Raw genomic sequence first — 16773 nt, 5'->3', positions numbered from 1 at the left:
TGGTGGCGCAAGAGTGTCGGTGCCAGCCGATACCGTAGGAATATGCGGTTATTGCACACCTCCGACTGGCACTTGGGCCGGTCCTTCCACGGCATCGGCATGCTGGATGCCCAGCGCGCCTTCATCGACCAGCTCGTGACCTTTGTCCGGGAAGAGAAGGTGGACGCTGTCCTCATCGCCGGGGACGTCTACGACCGTGCACTGCCGGGAGTCGACGTCGTCGGCCTGCTGGATGACGCCCTGGTCCGCCTCACCGGCGCCGGCGCCCAAGTTGTCCTGACCAGCGGCAACCACGACTCCGCCATCAGGCTGGGCTTCGCGTCGCGGCTGCTCGAGCGCGGGGGCGTGCATTTGCGCACGCGGCTGAACGAACTGGACCAGCCCGTGCTCTTTCCGCTCGGGGACGATGCCGAGAACGAGGCAGCGCCGGTGCTGGCCATTTACGGGATCCCCTGGCTGGAGCCCCGGCTTGTCGCCGAGCAGCTGGGCGTCGAAACCGCGAGCCACTTCGAGGTCACACGCGCCGCCACCGAACGGATCCGTGAGGACGTGCGGCACCGGAGCGAGACCCGGACCGTCCATTCGGTGGTCCTGGCGCACACCTTCGCCAGCGGAGGCATCAGCTCTGACAGCGAACGGGACCTGAGCATCGGCGGCGTCGGAGCGGTTCCGCTGGATCTCTTCGACGGCTTTGGCTACACCGCACTGGGCCACCTGCATGGCCGGCAGGAGCTCTCCCCGGCGGTGCGCTACTCCGGCTCGCCGCTGGCCTACTCCTTCTCGGAAGCGAAGCACACGAAGGGCAGCTGGCTCGTGGAGGTCGGCGCCGAGGGAATCGGCGGGGTGCGCGAAGTGCACTGGGACGCGCCCCGGACCTTGGCCGTGCTGCGCGGGAAGTTGGACGATCTCCTCGAAGCGGAGGACTTTGCCTGGGCCGAGGCCGCCTATTGCCAGATCACGCTGACGGACGCCGCCCGCCCCGCACAGGCGATGGACCGCCTGCGGGCCCGGTTCCCTGACACCCTGGTGCTCGGCTTCGATCCCGACGGCCCCGGCGCGGCGCCGAAGGCCAGCTACAGCAGCCGGCTTGCCGAAGCTGACGATGACCTCTCTGTCTGCTGCGGCTTCCTCGATCACGTCCGCGGCCGGCCCGCTTCCGACGCCGAAGCAGCCGTTCTCGCCGAGGCCCTCGAAGCCGTTCGCCTGGAAGGGGTTTCCCTGTGAGGATCCACCGCCTGGAGATTTCCGCCTTCGGCCCGTTTGCCGGCACGGAACGGATCGACTTCGACCGGCTCAGCGCACACGGGCTGTTCCTGCTGAACGGCGCCACCGGCGCGGGCAAGACCAGCGTCCTGGACGCCATCTGTTTCGCCCTCTACGGATCGGTTCCTGGAGCCCGGCAGGACGGGAAGCGGCTGCGCAGCGACCACGCGGAGGCCGCCGCCGAGCCCCGCGTCACCTGCGAGTTCTCGGCCAAGGGCCGGCATTTCGAAGTCTCCCGGGCGCCCGCCTGGGACAAGCCGAGCGCCCGGGGCAAGAACGGCTTCACGCTCCAGCAGGCCAACACGCTGCTGCGCGAACGCGTCGACGGCGCGTGGGTGGAGAAGTCCGGCCGGAATGATGAGGCCGGGGCCGAGATCGCCGACGTCCTGGGCATGAACCGGGACCAGTTCACGCGCGTGGTGATGCTCCCGCAGGGCGACTTCGCGGCGTTCCTGCGCTCGAAGGCATCGGACCGCCTGGAGCTGCTGCAGAGCCTTTTCGGCACCCAGCGCTTTGAAGCCGTGGAACAGGAACTATCCCGGCAGGCCCAAGCCGCCAAGGCGGAGGTCGCAAGCCTCAACACGAAGCTGGACCTGCTGCTGGCGCAGGCAGAGTCCGAAACCGCGGCGCTCGAACTCGACCCCGCCGGCGCCCCCGGCAGGGACCAGCCCGATGCCCTTTTGGCCTGGCTTGACGAGGCTGCGGCAACTGCCGCGGACGGCCGACGGACCGCCGCCGCAACGGCCGAGAAACAGGCCGCTGACCATGCCTCACTGTTGGAGGCCGCCAACGCGCGGGCAAACCGCCATGCCAAACTTGCCGCCGCGGAACTGCGACGGATTGACGCCGACGCCGCCGCCCCCGTCCTGGCGGATCAAGCCGGCACGCTCGGCCTGCACCGCCAGGCCGAAGTGCTTGGCGGCCAGCTGCGGGCCGTCGAAAGTGCCGCGGCAGCCGAGGACCTGGCAGGAACGGCCCTGGCGGAGGCCGCGCGGCGGCTGCGGTCCGCGGCGCTGACGGACACGGAGCTCGCCGGGCAGGATCTCATCGACGCAGGGGAGGGGGACGCTGCCGGCCCGCATGCCCCGTTGGACAGCGCGGCCGTCCGAAGCACCCTTGCACGGTTGCGGTCCCTGCACGCCGTGCTCACAGAACGCCTGCCCGACGAATCCCGGCTCATCGGACTCACTGACCGCGGCCGCCGGCTGCGCCAGCAGTTGCAGGAGCTGGAAACCGGGCGGGGGACCGGTGCCGCCGCCCTGGCCGCCCTGCGCTCCGAGTCGGCGGCCCTCTCCGCCGGAATCCGCCCCCTCGAAGAGGTGGCCGCGGAAGTCCAGTTGCGCACCAAGGAGGCAACGGCAGCTGACGAACTCGTGACCATCGTTGGCCGCTTCCTCGCCGCCGAGGCCGGGTGCTCGGCAATCTCGGAACAGCACGCCGCGGCCCGGAACGTACACCAGGACCGGAGGCAGCACTGGCTGGACCTCCGTGAGCAACGGCTCACGAATGCCGCGGCCGAGCTCGCCACCCAACTCCTCGCCGGAGTCCCCTGTCCCGTCTGCGGCAGCCCGGAGCACCCGGCGCCGGCCCCCGCCGCAGCCTCCGCACTGGCTGTCGCCGAGGCTGAGGAGGCCGCGCAACTAGCCAGCGACATGGCAGAAGAGGCCTTCGCTGCCCTCGGGCGCGATCTCGCCGACGCCCACCAGAACGTCGCCGTCCTGGCAGCCCAGGGCGGCAGCACACCTCCCGGGGAAGCCCGCGCGGAAGCGGCACTGGCCCGCGAACGGGCCGACGAGGCCGGCCGCGCCGCCACGGACCTTGCCGCCAGCCGGGCCCGGCTGGCAGAACTCGAGGCGGCCATCGCCGCCGCGGACCGGGCGCAGGCCGACGCCGCCGCCGGCATCGCCCAAACGCAATCCACGATCGCGGAAATCGACGAACAGGCAGCGGCCCTGGAACGCGCCCTGGACAAGCTGCGCGCCGGCCACGCCACCCTCGAACAGCGGATCGCCGCCCTGGCGTCAACGACGGCGGTCCTGGAACACGCCCACGCCGCGCAGTCGGCCGTCGAACAGGCCGCAGCCCGCACCGCGGAGGCACGCCGGCAACTTGAGCAGGCCCTGCCCGCAGCCGGTTTCAGCACTGAAACCGCCGCGCGGGAAGCACTGCTGCCGGCGCCGGTGGCAACACGCCTCGAAACGGCCATCCGGGCCGGTCAGGACGAAGCCGCCAGGATCCAGGAACTGTTCGCCGGAGAGGACCTGGCTTTGGCAGCGGCCGAGCGGGCCGCCGGGGACCTCGTCAGCGACGCCGCCCTCGAAGAGCTCAGGACGGAGTCGGCGGCGGCCGACCGCAAAGCCCGGGAAGCCCTGCTGGCGGCCGGGCTGGCCGAAAACTCGCGCCGGACCCTCGGACGCATCGCCGGTGACTACGCCGAACTCGCCGCCGCCGGCAGGGAACCGCGGGACCGGGCCGCGTTGCTCGCCGCCGTGGCAGACGCCGCCAAGGGCGGAGGCGACAACACCTACCGCATGAGCCTGAACAGCTACGTCCTCGCCGCCCGGCTTGAGCAGGTGGCCGTCGCTGCCTCCGAACGCCTGATCGGCATGAGCGACGGCCGCTACACGCTGCAGCACACCGATGCCAAGGCCGCTCGGGGCGCGAAGTCCGGCCTCGGCCTGGAAGTCGTGGATGAGTGGACCGGCCAGCGCCGGGACACCGCCACCCTCTCCGGCGGCGAGTCCTTCATGGCCTCACTGGCCCTGGCCCTCGGGCTGGCAGACGTTGTGCAGCACGAGTCCGGCGGCGTGGACATCGAGACGCTCTTCGTGGACGAGGGCTTCGGCAGCCTCGACGAGCAGGCGCTGGAACAAGTCATGGACGCCCTCGAAGGCCTCCGCGACGGCGGCAGGGTAGTGGGGCTCGTGAGCCATGTGGCGGAAATGAAACAGCGCATTGGCACCCAGCTCCAGGTGGTCAAGGGCCGCAGCGGCTCCACCTTGCACATCAGCGACGACACCCGGGTCTGAGCTCTCGTTTCCGACCCCTCGTCGCCGACCCCCCGTCCCGGGCCGGCCGTCCGGGCATCGGCTATCATTGATCTGTTACCGGGTCGCGCGCATCGGGAGGAGGGACGATGCGCACTATTGAGCGAACCCGGAAACCATGAACCCTTCACCGTCTTCTTTGGCGTCTACTCTTGACGCCCCATTTTCGACCGACGCCCTCATTTCGACTGCCGCACTGCCGGCCCCCGCGCCCGCCAAGGGCGGCCGCTTTGCGCGGCTGCCGCTGCTCGCCGGCCGCAGTTTCATCCCGCTGGGACTCTTCGCCCGCCTGCCGCTGGCCATGCTCACCGTCGGCGCCCTGACGCTCGTCACCGCCGTCACGGGCTCCTACGCCGTGGGCGGCGCCGCCGCCGGAGCCGTCGGCATCGGTTCCGCACTGGGCGCTCCAGTCCTGGGCGTCCTCGCCGACCGGCTCGGCCAGCGCCGCGTCCTGCTCGTGTCCGCCATCGCCAACACCGTGGCCATCATCGCCCTGATCCTCGCGGCATACCTCAGTCCCGGGGCGCAGGACCTCGCCGCCGCTGTCCCCGTGCTGGCCGCGGCCTTCGTGGCCGGGGCCAGCTGCCCGCAGGTCGGTCCGCTGGCCCGCGTCCGCTGGATGGCGCTGACCTCCCGGACACCCGGGCGAGGGGCGGCCGCAAACTCCGCGGACCTGGACACCGCGCTGTCCTATGAGAGCACCGCGGACGAGCTCACGTTCGTGCTCGGCCCGGCACTGGTCGGCATCCTCGCGAGCCTGCTCGCGCCGTGGCTGCCGCTGGCCCTCGCCGCTGCGCTGACTGTCGTCCTCGTACCCGCTTTCGCCGTGCACCCCACGCACCACGCGGTGATCCGCACAGCGCGGCGTCGGCCCGCCGGCACGGCTCCCGCCGCGGCGGGGGACCGGCACGCGGGCAGCCGCACGGCCGCCCAGCGCGCCAGAACCTTCGCCGCCGTCGCCCTTCCTGTGCTGGCGATGGTGTGCATGGGCACGTTCTTCGGCTCCACCCAGACATCCCTGAGTTCCTTCTCTGCCAGCTTCGCCACGTCCGAGCTCGCGGGCCTGCTCTACGCCGCGATGGGACTGAGCTCTGCGGCTGCCGCCCTCTCGGTCGCGTACTGGCCCCGCCGCCTCACGGTGAACGTCCGCTGGATTGCTTGCGCGGCCCTCATGGCCGGGCTCGCGTCCCTGCTGTTGCTGCCCACGACGGCGATGCCCATGGTCCTTGTGCTGTTCGTCCTGGGCCTGCCCGTCGGCCCGCTCATGGTCACGGTTTTCGCCATCGGCGGCCTCGTGGCACCGGCCGGGAAGCTCGGCACGGTCATGACGGCCCTGGCCAGCGGCATTGTCGCCGGCACCGCGCTCGGATCCTCCATCGCCGGGCAGTTGGCCCAGAACTTCGGGTATTCGGCGGCGTTCCTGGTTCCGGTGTGCGCCGCCACGGCGCTGTTCCTGCTGGGAACGGCCGCCGCCGTCGTACTGCGGCAACGCGGGCGGAAGCCGGCACCGGCCGCCTAACCCCCGCTAACCCGCCGTTGCGCTATCACTTGTGGTCCCTAAAACGGCGGCAAAGTCAATCAAGGGGACATCTACTGATAGGGCATCGGAGGGAGCGGGCGACGGCGGCACGTTCCACGCACTTAGCCCAGTTGCGCCTCGATGCGCCGGGCCGCCTCCGTGAGGGCCCCGGCGACCTCGTCCGGATCCTGCGCGGCGCGGATATAGACGACGGCGAGGGCGGCAGGCCGGCTGCCCGGCACGCGCAGCGGCACCGCAATGGACGACACACCGGGGATCACCTCGTCATGGCTGGCGGCAAAGCCGCGGCGCCGGGCCTCGGCCGCTTCGGCCCGGTACGGGATGCCCGGGACCAAGGCCCGCCACTCCTGTTCCGGGAAGGCGGACTGGATGGCGATGCCCGGTGCCCCGGCGCTGATGGGATGCCTCGACCCCGGGTGCTGCACCACCGCGGCGCCGCTGTGCCGCGGATCCACCGTCACCAGCGTCACGCACTCCTCCCGGTCCCAGACCGCCACGAAGGCGCTCATGGTCAGGGTGTTGGCCAGCAGGGTCAGCTCCGGCAGGGCCGCCGACTGCAGGTTGCGGGAGACCCCGCGGGCCAGGACGGCGAGGCCCGGTCCGGGCTGGACGCGGCCGCCGTCATCGCGCACCAGCAGCGAATGGTCCTCCAGGGTGCGCAGGATCCGGTAGGCCACAGAGCGGTGGACGCCCATGGCATCGGCGAGTTCGGCAATGGTGAGCGGCTGCTGCGCCTCGGCGAGGATCTCCAGCGCCCTGATGCCGCGGGACAGCGTCTGGGACGGGGAAGCCTGGGCGGTGCCGGCGTTCGGGGTCATGGGGTCCATCCTAGGTGCGGGGTCGCTGGACGCCGGGCGTGCCGGGCAACCCTTGTGTTCCGGCTCACGGTCCGCTAGCGTTCTATATGGGAACTACTTGTTCGATTATAGAACACCAAGGGTTCAAAGCACAGGTGACCCAAAACATAGGTCATACAAACCGCAGCCTAACAAGACCGCAACGAACGCAGGGGATCAGTGATGATTGCCAAGCCACGCGACCACGCCGGGGGTGTCCAGGGCCAGGGCCCGCTGTCTGCGCCGCGGGCGAGCCACTTCCGGGGCAGCCTCGGCAGGTTTGCCACCGGCGTCGCGATCGTGACCTTCGACGGGGTAACGAAGCGCCACGGCATCACCGTGAACTCCTTCACGTCGGTCTCGATGGAGCCGCCGCTGGTGCTGGTGAGCATCGCCCGCACTGCCAAGGCCCACAATGAACTCACCGGCCGGCCCTTCACGGTGAATATCCTCGGCGCCGAGCAGCGGCACCTGGCCATGCACTTCGCCGGCCGCCCCGGCCCCGAGCCGCTGTGGGTGGAAGGGGACACGGCGCCGCGGCTGTCCAATGTCCTCGCCTATTTCGAATGCAAGCCCTGGGCGGCGTACGACGGCGGGGACCACACCTTGTATATCGGCGAGGTAGTGGACTTTAACTACCGCAACGGCGACGCCCTGGCGTTCGCCAACAGCACCTTCACCACCATCCCGGAAAGCCAGCTGGGCATGGAGGACCTGCTCTAGCGCCGCACCACATCCATTCAACGCGTTTCAGCTCAACGACGACTGGAGGAAAGACCAATGGGTATCCGTACCGGACGGCAGTACCTGGACAAGCTCAACGCCATGACCCCGCACGTGGTGATCGACGGCGAGGTGGTCAGCGAGAAGATCGCCGAACACCCGGCCTTCCGCAATGTGGCCCGCTCCTACGCCGGGCTCTTCGACATGCAGCACGACCGGAAGTACCAGGAGGCGCTCACCTACGCCTCGCCCAGCACCGGGGACCTGGTCAACGCATCCTTCCTGGTGCCGAAGACCATTGAGGACCTCCAGCGGCGCCGCCGCGCCATCTCCACCTGGGCCGAGTCCTCCAACGGCTTCCTTGGCCGCTCCGGGGACTACATGAACTCCGCGCTCACGGCGCTGGGCACGGCCGGCAAGTGGTTCGCGCAGGCGGATCCGAAGTTCGGCGAGAACATCCGCAACTACTACGAGTGGGCCCGGGAAAACGACGTCCTCGCCACGCACACCCTCATCCCGCCGCAGGTTAACCGCTCGGTCTCCGGCTCGGAGCAGCTCGGCGGCCAGCTCTCGGCCCGGATCGTGGAGGAGCGCGGGGACGGGGTCGTCATCCAGGGCGCACGCATGCTCGCCACCATCGCCCCGATCGCAGACGAGCTCCTCGTGTTCCCGTCCACCGTCCTGCGCGGCACCCCGGAAGACGCGCCCTACTCTTACGCGTTCGCCATCCCCAACGACTCCCCGGGCCTGCGCTACCTCTGCCGTACCTCGCTGTACAACGGCGGCAGCACCCACGACGAGCCGCTGGCCTCCCGCTATGAGGAAATGGACGCCGTCGCAGTCTTTGACCACGTCTTCGTGCCCAACGAGCGCATCTTCATGCTCGGCAACCCGCAGCTGTGCAACAGCTTCTACGCCGAAACCGGCGCCGGCGCGCTGATGACCCACCAGGTGGTTACCCGCACCATCGCCAAGAGCGAGTTCTTCCTGGGCCTGGCGTCGGAACTGGCCGAGTCGATCGGCATTGACGGCTTCCAGCACATTCAGGAAGACATCGCCGAGCTGATTATCGACGTCGAAATCGGCAAGGCGCTGGTCCGCGCCTCCGAGGCCGACGCCGGGCTCAACGACGCCGGCGTCATGCTGCCGAAGTGGACCACCCTGAATGCCGCCCGCAACTGGTATCCGAAGATGGCCCAGCGCTTCCCGCAGATCATCCGCAAGTTCTCGGCGTCGGGCCTCATGGCCCTGCCGGGCGAGGCGGACGTCAACAGCGAGGCCCGGGCGGACATCGAGCTGTACCTGCAGGGCAAGTCCCTGACGGGCCCCGAACGCGTCCGGCTCTTCAAACTGGCCTTCGACGCCTCCATTTCCGGGTTCTCCGGGCGCCAGTCGCTGTACGAGTACTTCTTCTTCGGGGATCCGGTCCGCATGGCCAGCGCCCTCGTGAACAGCTACGACCGCGAGCCGGTCCGGGCCAGGGTCCGCGAACTGCTCAACCGCGCGGACTGATCCGCGGAAGACATTCCTCAGCGAATATGTGTGCCCTATCACACATTTCATAGTAGTATTCAGGTTACTAACTGACCGTTCAATCAGTAATTCACGAGGCAATCAGTTATCCACTTCGCACCCACCCCCGGGCAGTATTTCTGCCCCCAGCAACGGAGTTTCAATGACCGCAACTTCACGTGTCGATACCGAGGCGGGCCCCAGCAGCAAGCATGAGGAACGCAAGGTCCTCGCGGGCACACTGGTCGGTACCACCATTGAGTGGTACGACTTCTTCATCTTCGCCCAGCTGACGGCAACGCTGCTGTCACCGCTGTTCCTGGCACCGCTGAACGCCTCCAACCCGGGCCTGGCACAGATCCTGTCCTTTGCCCTCATCGGTATCAGCTTCCTGTTCCGCCCGCTCGGCGCCATCGTCGCCGGCCACCTCGGTGACCGCCTCGGCCGCAAGGCCATGCTGGTCTTCACCCTCATCATGATGGGTGCCGCCACGGCGCTGATCGGCCTGCTGCCGACCTACGCCCAGATCGGTTTCTGGGCCCCGGTCCTGCTGATCTTGCTCCGTGTTGTCCAGGGCTTCTCCGCCGGTGGCGAATGGGGCGGTGCCGCGCTGATGGCAGTCGAGCACGCTCCCAAGAGCAAGCGTGGCCTGTTCGGGGCCTACCCGCAGATCGGCGTGCCCGTGGGCATGATCCTCGCGACGGGCCTGCTGTTCTTCCTCAACACGTCCATGTCCAAGGAAGACTTCGCGGCCTGGGGCTGGCGGGTTCCGTTCCTGCTCTCCATCGTGCTGATCGTCGTCGGCTACCTGATCCGCCGGGCGGTCGCCGAGAGCCCCGTCTTCAAGGAGATGCAGGAGCGCAAGGAAGGGAGCAAGGCGCCCCTGGGCGAGCTTCTCCGCAACCACAAGAAGGCCGTCCTCTACTCGACGATGATCTTCATCGGCAACAACGCCGCCGGTTACCTGCTGATTGCGTTCTTCATCTCCTACGCCACCAAGTCCCTGAAAATGCCTACCGCGCAGATCCTGCTGGCCACCACGCTGGCTTCCTTCGGCTGGCTGATCTTCACCCTGGCGGGCGGCTGGCTGTCGGACAAGATCGGCCGCGTCAAGACGTTCCTGCTCGGCTACGGAATTGTCTTTGCCTGGATGATCCCGATGTTCGCGCTGATCGACACCAAGAACATCGTGCTCTACGGCGTCGCGCTGTTCGTCCTGACGATCGGCCTGGGCCTCTCCTACGGCCCGATGTCCGCGATGTACGCCGAGATGTTCCCGGCGAACGTCCGCTACTCGGGCATTTCGATCGGCTACGCCTTCGGCGCCATCCTCGGCGGTGCGTTCGCTGCCACCATCGCTGAGGTCCTGCTGCAGGGCACCGGGTGGACCGGTTCCATCGGTATCTACATCATGATCCTCTGCGTCATCTCCGCGGTCGGCGTGCTGCTGGCCGGGGAGACGAAGGGCCGCCCGCTCGGCGTCAGCAGCCACCACTAGGCTGTTGTCCCGGTAGGCAAGGCAAGACACGAAAGAGGCACGGACCGCGGTCCGTGCCTCTTTTTGTGTTGGCCTGTGTTGGCGGCTGCCTGTCGGCCTAGACGCCCAGGAAGCTGATGGCACCCTGCTTGAAGGCGCGGCTGGTGATGGCGTTGGTGTGGTTGCGGCCCGGCAGCACCAGCTGTTCGACCATGCCGCCGGCCTTGGCGCCGAGGGCGGCGAGCTCCGGCATGGAGGCGGCCCGGTCGTCCTGTTCCCCCGCTACGAGGAGCATGGGCATGTGCGGGACCGCCTCGGCGGGATCGTACGGCTCGGTCTTGATCGCCTCGATAAGGGACAGCAGGGCGAAGATGTTGTTGCTGGGCAGCAGCATGGCCATCTTCAGCAGCCCGGCGGTTGATTCGTCCGCGATCGGCGTGCCGTCGGCCAAGTACCGCTGCGCGGCGATCAGGTCGAAGTCCGCCAGGGGGTCGGCGACGTTGGGGCCGCCCAGGACCAGCCGGTGCACCAGCTCATGCTGGGTGGCGCCGAACTCCCAGGCAAGCCGGGATCCCAGCGAATAGCCGATCAGGTCGAGCCCGCTGGACGGGTCGCCGTCGCGCAGCGGCCGCACGCCGGCGTCGAACACGATCTGCAGCAGGTCCGCGCGGATCCGGCTGGGGGAGTAGGAGTCCATGTCCTCGGGCGCACCGCTGCGGCCGTGGCCGGGCAGGTCCACGGTAATGACGCGCCGGCCGGCCTCCAGGAGCGCGGCCAGCCAGCCGGAGTCCTCCCAGTTGAGCTTGGAGGAGGAGGAGAACCCGTGCAGCAGCAGGACCGGACGGAGCCCGGCGTCGTTCTGGGGCTCATGCACCTGCACGTAAAGCTGGGGGTCGGTGCCCTCCACGGTGTGGGAATGCAGTTCGCCGGTGTGTCTGCCGCTCATGCTCTTAGTCCTCATCAAGTACTGCGCTCAGGCGGACCCGGCGCTTTGGTGCCTCTTCCTTCGGGACCGTGCCCACGATGCCGGCGGTGTTGTCCGGCACCTCAAACACAATCAGGGGCTCGCCGACATTGATCTTGTCACCGGGCCCGCCGTAGATACGCACTACCTTACCTGCCTGCGGGCTGGGCAATTCAACGGCCGACTTGGTGGTTTCGACCTCCACGAGCGGCTGGTTGCGCTCCACCTGCTCGCCCGGTGAAACCAGCCATTCCAGCACGGTTGCCTCGATCAGGCCCTCGCCGAGATCGGGGAGCGGGAAGGAAATTTCAGCCACGTTTGTACTCCAATACTCGCTGGATGCCGAAGAGGATCCGGTCAATGTTCGGGATGTATTCATCTTCGAGGTCGCCCGAGGGGTACGGGACGTCGAAGCCGGTGACGCGTTCCACCGCTGCCTTGAGGGTGTCGAAGCAGCTCTGGGTGATCAGCTGCGCCACCTCGGCGCCGAGGCCGGAGGTCAGCGGCGCTTCGTGGACGACGACGGCGCGGCGCGTCTTGCGCACGGACGCGGTCAAAGCTTCGGCGTCGATCGGCTTGAGCCAGCGCAGGTCCAGGACCTCGATGTCGATCCCGTCCTCGGCGGCGAGCTCGGCCACCTGCAGGCAGCGGGAGACCATGGCGCCCCACGCGACGAGCGTGAGGTGGCGGCCTTCGCGCATCACCTTGGCGCCGGTGGGGGAGCCGCCGCCTGCATCGTGTGTGGCGGCGTCCACCTCACCCTTCTGCCAGTAACGGGACTTCGGTTCCATGAAGATCACCGGGTCCGGCCGCGTGGCGGCGTACTTGAGCAGGTGGTAGGCCTCATGCGGGTTGGACGGCGAGACCACCTTCAGGCCCGGCACGTGGGCGAAGAGCGCCTCGAGGCTTTCGCCGTGGTGTTCGGGGGCCCGGATGCCGCCGAAGCTGGGCACGCGCAGGGTAATGGGCATCGGCATGGTGCCCCGGCTGCGGTAGTTCATCCGGGCGATCTGGCAGACGATCTGGTTGATGGCCGGGTAGGCGAAGCCGTCGAACTGGACCTCGGGAATGGGGTGGAACCCGGCCATCGCCAGGCCCACGGACATGCCGAGGATGCCCGATTCCGCCAGCGGGGTGTCAAAGACGCGCTGCGCGCCGTGCTTGGCCTGCAATCCGTCGGTGATGCGGAAGACGCCGCCGAGCCGGCCGCAGTCCTCGCCGAAGATGACGGCCTTGGGGTTGTCCGCGAGGACCTCGTCGAGGGCACGGTTAAGCGCCTGCTGCATCGACATCACGGTGGTTGGTGCGGGGCTGTCTGCGGCCGTGTTGGTGGCAGTGTCGTCGCCGGTGGCGTTTGCGCCTTCGAGTATCGAGTTAGACATGTTCGGACTCCTCGCGCCAGTTGGCGGCCTGGGCCTGCAGGGCAGGGGTGGTTTCCTGGAAGACCAGGTCAAACATTTCAGTTCCGGGACGGGAGCCGAGAGCCTGGATGCCGGTGCGGATCTGCTCCTCTTCGGCCTTGGCCGCGGCCAGCGCCTCGGCGAAGAATGCCTCGTCCGCGATTCCCTCGGCCAGCAGCCGCTGCCGGAGCCGCTCGAGCGGGTCAATGCCGGCGCCGTCGCGTTCCTCGTCGAGGGAGCGGTAGCGGCCCGGATCATCGGAGGTGGAATGCGGGCCGCGGCGGTAGGTCATGGCCTCGATGAGCACCGGGCCGTTGCCGGAGCGGGCATGGGCGAAGGCGCGGCGGGTCGCCTCGAGGACCGCGACGACGTCGTCGCCGTCGATCTTCAGCGCCGGGATCCCGTAGCCTGCGGCGCGGGCCGCGACGGAGCCGCCGGCGACCTGCCGTTCGGTGGGGACCGAGATGGCCCAGCCGTTGTTCTGGACGAAGAACACCACCGGGGCCTTCATCACGGCGGCGAAGTTCATCGCCTCGTGCACATCGCCCTGCGAGGAGGCGCCGTCGCCGAAGTAGGTCAGGGCGACGCCGTCTTGCTGATCGAGCGTCTGGCCGTGGGCCCAGCCGACGGCGTGCAGGACGGACCCGGCGACGACCGCCTGGATCGGGGCCAGCCGGGATTCCATCGGGTTGTACAGGCCGCCGTGCCACGTGGCCTTGTGGGTGGACATGTAGGCCACCATGTCCACCCCCATGGTCCGGGCGACGCCCATTTCGCGGTAGGTGGGGAAGACGAAGTCCCGGGTGGTGTCCACGGCGTAGCCGCTGCCCACCTGGGCCGCCTCCTGGCCGAGCTCGGGGGCGTAGCCGGGGATGATGCCCTGCCGTTGCCAGGCGATGGCCGAGGTGTCGAGGTGCCGGACGGCCACCATCAGCGAATAGAGCTCTCGGAGCTCGTCGGCAGTGAGCGGCCCGGCAGCGCCGCCGGAAGCCACGGGGAGAAGTGTATCCATGCCTGTGACCCTAGTCACCGGCGGCGGGGTGGGCAATCAGCCTAGGCCGGGGTGCCCAGACTGCACACTTCTGCCGCCCGTAGCGCCGGGACGCCTGACAATTTGTCTAGCGCCCCGGCTGGTCGGCTAGTCAGCCTCGACGCTGGCGCGGCGGTTGCGGGTGATCCGGGCGCTGATCCAGCACGCCGCAGCGATGCCGGCCACCAATGCCAGGGTGCTGAAGAGCTGCGTGCTGGTTTCCGGGCTGCTGAAGCCGACGGCGAAGATCAGCGCCAGGAGCACCAGTCCGAAGACCGTCAGCCCGGGGAAGCCTTTCATGCGCAGCGGCAGCACGGTGCCGTCACGGTCCGCCCGGCGCCGCAGGATCAGCTGGGACACGAGGGCCGTGCCCCAGACCACGAGGCAGGTGGAGCCGACAAGCTGGAACAGTGCCGGGAGAATCTGGTCGGGGAAGAGCAGTTCCAGGACGGCGGCGAGGAAGCCGAAGGCCACCGAGACGCCCACGGCCACCACGGGAACGCGTGCCGTGTTGACTTTCGAGAGGAACCGCGGGGCTTCGCCGCGTTCGGACAGCGAGAAGACCATCCGGGACGCGCCGTAGAGGTTGGCGTTCAGCGCGGAGAGAAGCGCGACGACGGCGACCAGGGTGATCGCGGCACCGGCACCCGGGATGCGGGCGACGTCGAGGACGCCGGCGAACGGGGACTTCAAGGCCGCCGAGGTCGAGGGGAGGACGGCGGCGATGACGAATACCGAGCCGATGTAGAACACGAGGATCCGCCACACAACGGTGCGGATCGCCTGGCCGACGCTGTGCGCCGGGTTCTCCGTCTCGGCTGCGGCCACGCTGACGATCTCGGTGCCGCCGAAGGCGAAGATCACCACAAAGAGTGCGGTGGCGATGCCGCCCAGGCCTGCCGGGGCGAAGTCGGAGGTGAAATTGCTGAGCCCGGGGGACGGGACGTTCGGCAGCCAGCCCAGCAGCAGGGCCGCGCCGATGGCCAGGAACAGCACGATGGCGGCGACCTTGAGGATGGCGAACCAGAATTCGAACTCGCCGAAGTTCTTCACGCCGGCGAGGTTGACTGCCGTGAACAGGGCCATGAAGATCAGTGACAGCGCCCAGACGGGAATCACCGGCCACACGGTGAACAGGAGCGCAGCCGCACCCAGGGCTTCGGCCGCGATGACCACCACGAGCTGCAGCCACCAGAGCCAGCCGACGGTCGCGCCGGCGGTCTTGCCCATCGCCTTTTGCGCGTAGACGGAGAAGGCGCCGCTGTTGGGGTTGGCCGCGGCCATCTCGCCGAGCGCCCACATGACCAGGATGATCAGGGTTCCGGCGACGAGGTAGGAGATCAGGACGGCGGGTCCCGCCGCCTGGATTCCGGCCCCCGAGCCGAGGAACAGGCCGGCGCCGATCGCGCTGCCCAATCCCATCATGGTCAGCTGGCGCGGCTTCATGCTGTGCCCCAATTTCGGGGCCGGGAGGGCAGTGGGCAACTTCGCTATGGACTTCGTTGTCATACTGGCGAACCTTTGTGTGGTTTGGATCTGTGCGTCCTTATGGGACCTATTGAATTTACCGTCTTTATGCCGGCGCTAACGATCGCCGGGGCGCCGGCGGCGTGAGAGCATGATGGCAGTTTGCTAACTGAATCAGGGTATTGGCGGCGGTTTGTCCCACCCGGGCCGCGTGGAAAGGAAAAATCCATGGACGTTGATCCGCTGGATGCAAAGATTGTCCGATTTTTCACGGATTCTCCCAGGGCCTCGGTCCTGGAAGCCTCCCGGGTGCTGAAGGTGGCCCGGGCGACGGTGCAGTCGCGGCTGGACCGGATGCAGGCCGGCGGGGTGATCGGCTCGTGGGTGCCGCAGCCGGACCCGGCACATTTCGGCTTCCCGGTGGTGGCGTTCTGTTCCCTCACGATCAACCAGGATCTCGGGCACGACGCCGTCGTGGAGGCCATGGCGAGGATCCCCGAACTGATTGAGATCCACACCGTGTCCGGGAGCTCGGACCTCATGGCCCGCATCGCGGCACGGTCCAACTCTGACCTCCAGCGCGTCCTCGATGCCATGATTGCCACCCGGACGATCCTGCGGTCCTCCTCCGTGATCGTCCTCAACACGCACTTCCAGGGGCGCACCCTGCCGCTGCTCGAAGCCGCGGCCGCAAGCAGTGAGAAGCCAGGCGGGTGAACCGGGCCGTGGGCTAGAGGACGCTCAGGTTTCCGGGCAGGCCGGTCCGGCCGGTGAGCAAGAGCAGCAGCTCACCGGCGGACGGCAGCCGGGAGCCGATGGCTCCGGCGAGCTCCAGCGAGGCCGCGACCGCCGGGGCCAGGGAAGCGGGCGCCGGGAGCCCCAGGGCGCGCGCCAGGTCCAGGGTGTGCACGGCCAGCTCGAAGGTCCGGGTCGGAAGGTAGTCGACGAGCGTCATTACCCCGGCGGGGGTGGCCAGAAGGGCATCGTCCGGCGTGTTCCTGACGAGGGCGGTGACCCGTTGGACCAGCTCCCGCACCGCTGCGGCTGGATCCTCGCCCAGGGCGTCCCCGGTTTCCTTGCCTCGCTGCGCGATCGCATCCGGCGAGGCGACGCCCCGAACGGCCAGGAAGTATTCCACCGGACCCGCCACCCGCTCCCCGGCGGCCGGGGTGGCGAGGTAGGTCTCCACGGTTGTCAGTGCGCGGCTCGTGTGGCCGGTCAGTGCCCGGACATCCCATTCACCCAGTGCCGGCCGCGACCACCCCTGATGCGGTACCCGTCCGGCGACCTCCAGGAACGCCTGGGCCGCTCCCGCGTAACAGGCCCTGACTGCTGCTGCGTCCATACCCTCCGGGTCCATATCTTCTGAGTCCATAGCCCCGATTAATACCGGTGCCGGCACCCGCAGGCAAGCCCGGGCCGAACGCCCGGGCCGCCCCAGGGCCGGGCATGTGACCTGAAACATTTTGCGCCCGGCCAGCGTCGCCGTATCATTAGTTCTAGTCAAATTGACT

At 68.6% G+C, this 16773-nt stretch carries 14 protein-coding genes; 7 read left to right on the top strand and 7 right to left on the bottom strand.

Translation table 11 applies throughout. The annotated features are described in order from the left end of the window. The first annotated feature begins 42 nt into the window (after positions 1–42). From MRBLAR12_RS20715 to MRBLAR12_RS20705, 3 genes are all read left to right on the top strand, one after another. A complete protein-coding gene (locus MRBLAR12_RS20715; RefSeq protein WP_229993850.1) occupies positions 43–1224 on the top strand; it encodes an exonuclease SbcCD subunit D in 1182 nt (393 codons plus the stop codon). Then, entirely contained in the window at positions 1221–4292 is a 3072-nt protein-coding gene (locus tag MRBLAR12_RS20710) for an SMC family ATPase (RefSeq protein WP_364748080.1), read from the top strand. Before MRBLAR12_RS20715 ends, MRBLAR12_RS20710 begins: the two co-directional genes overlap by 4 nt. A 136-nt stretch (positions 4293–4428) precedes the next feature. Further along, entirely contained in the window at positions 4429–5829 is a 1401-nt protein-coding gene (locus tag MRBLAR12_RS20705) for an MFS transporter (RefSeq protein ID WP_414645552.1), read from the top strand. A gap of 122 nt (positions 5830–5951) precedes the next feature. Here the strand turns inward: MRBLAR12_RS20705 and MRBLAR12_RS20700 are convergent, their stop codons facing one another. Further along, the gene (locus MRBLAR12_RS20700; protein ID WP_229993853.1) at positions 5952–6668 is read right to left on the bottom strand and encodes an IclR family transcriptional regulator; all 717 of its coding nucleotides are present in this window, start codon (positions 6666–6668) and stop codon (positions 5952–5954) included. Positions 6669–6869: 201 nt separating this feature from the next. Between MRBLAR12_RS20700 and MRBLAR12_RS20695 the strand changes: the two genes are divergently transcribed. The 3 genes from MRBLAR12_RS20695 to MRBLAR12_RS20685 all read left to right on the top strand — a co-directional run bounded on the left by MRBLAR12_RS20695 (position 6870) and on the right by MRBLAR12_RS20685 (position 10419). Beyond that, complete coding sequence (locus MRBLAR12_RS20695; RefSeq protein WP_229993854.1) at positions 6870–7409, top strand: flavin reductase family protein; 540 nt, start codon at positions 6870–6872, stop codon at positions 7407–7409. A gap of 57 nt (positions 7410–7466) precedes the next feature. After that, complete coding sequence (gene hpaB / locus MRBLAR12_RS20690) at positions 7467–8921, top strand: 4-hydroxyphenylacetate 3-monooxygenase, oxygenase component (protein ID WP_229993855.1); 1455 nt, start codon at positions 7467–7469, stop codon at positions 8919–8921. 163 nt (positions 8922–9084) lie between these two features. Beyond that, entirely contained in the window at positions 9085–10419 is a 1335-nt protein-coding gene (locus tag MRBLAR12_RS20685; protein ID WP_229993856.1) for an MFS transporter, read from the top strand. Between the two features lie 97 nt (positions 10420–10516). Here the strand turns inward: MRBLAR12_RS20685 and MRBLAR12_RS20680 are convergent, their stop codons facing one another. From MRBLAR12_RS20680 to MRBLAR12_RS20660, 5 genes are all read right to left on the bottom strand, one after another. After that, positions 10517–11344 (bottom strand): alpha/beta fold hydrolase, encoded by an 828-nt coding sequence (locus MRBLAR12_RS20680; protein WP_229993857.1) that lies wholly within the window; start codon positions 11342–11344, stop codon positions 10517–10519. A 4-nt stretch (positions 11345–11348) separates the two neighbouring features. Beyond that, entirely contained in the window at positions 11349–11678 is a 330-nt protein-coding gene (locus MRBLAR12_RS20675; protein WP_018775751.1) for a biotin/lipoyl-containing protein, read from the bottom strand. Continuing rightward, the gene (locus tag MRBLAR12_RS20670; protein ID WP_229993858.1) at positions 11671–12744 is read right to left on the bottom strand and encodes an alpha-ketoacid dehydrogenase subunit beta; all 1074 of its coding nucleotides are present in this window, start codon (positions 12742–12744) and stop codon (positions 11671–11673) included. The genes MRBLAR12_RS20675 and MRBLAR12_RS20670 overlap by 8 nt, the downstream gene beginning before the upstream one ends. Then, positions 12737–13774 carry a thiamine pyrophosphate-dependent enzyme gene (locus tag MRBLAR12_RS20665; RefSeq protein ID WP_229993859.1) on the bottom strand — a complete coding sequence of 346 codons (1038 nt, stop codon included), beginning with the start codon at positions 13772–13774 and terminating at the stop codon, positions 12737–12739. The genes MRBLAR12_RS20670 and MRBLAR12_RS20665 overlap by 8 nt, the downstream gene beginning before the upstream one ends. 126 nt (positions 13775–13900) lie before the next feature. After that, positions 13901–15301 carry an amino acid permease gene (locus tag MRBLAR12_RS20660; RefSeq protein ID WP_229993860.1) on the bottom strand — a complete coding sequence of 467 codons (1401 nt, stop codon included), beginning with the start codon at positions 15299–15301 and terminating at the stop codon, positions 13901–13903. Between the two features lie 186 nt (positions 15302–15487). Here MRBLAR12_RS20660 and MRBLAR12_RS20655 point away from each other — a divergent pair, with 186 nt between their 5' ends. Next, complete coding sequence (locus MRBLAR12_RS20655; protein WP_229993861.1) at positions 15488–15976, top strand: Lrp/AsnC family transcriptional regulator; 489 nt, start codon at positions 15488–15490, stop codon at positions 15974–15976. A 13-nt stretch (positions 15977–15989) separates the two neighbouring features. Here MRBLAR12_RS20655 and MRBLAR12_RS20650 read toward each other — a convergent pair whose 3' ends face one another. Next, on the bottom strand, positions 15990–16634 hold the full coding sequence (locus tag MRBLAR12_RS20650) for a maleylpyruvate isomerase N-terminal domain-containing protein (protein WP_229993862.1): 645 nt from the start codon (positions 16632–16634) through the stop codon (positions 15990–15992). Positions 16635–16773 lie beyond the last annotated feature (139 nt).

The organism is Arthrobacter sp. LAR12-1-1.1, from assembly GCF_040676555.1.
Lineage (GTDB): Bacteria > Actinomycetota > Actinomycetes > Actinomycetales > Micrococcaceae > Arthrobacter.
Note: the sequence above shows the minus strand (reverse complement) of the source record. Positions and strands in the feature narration are given on the sequence as shown.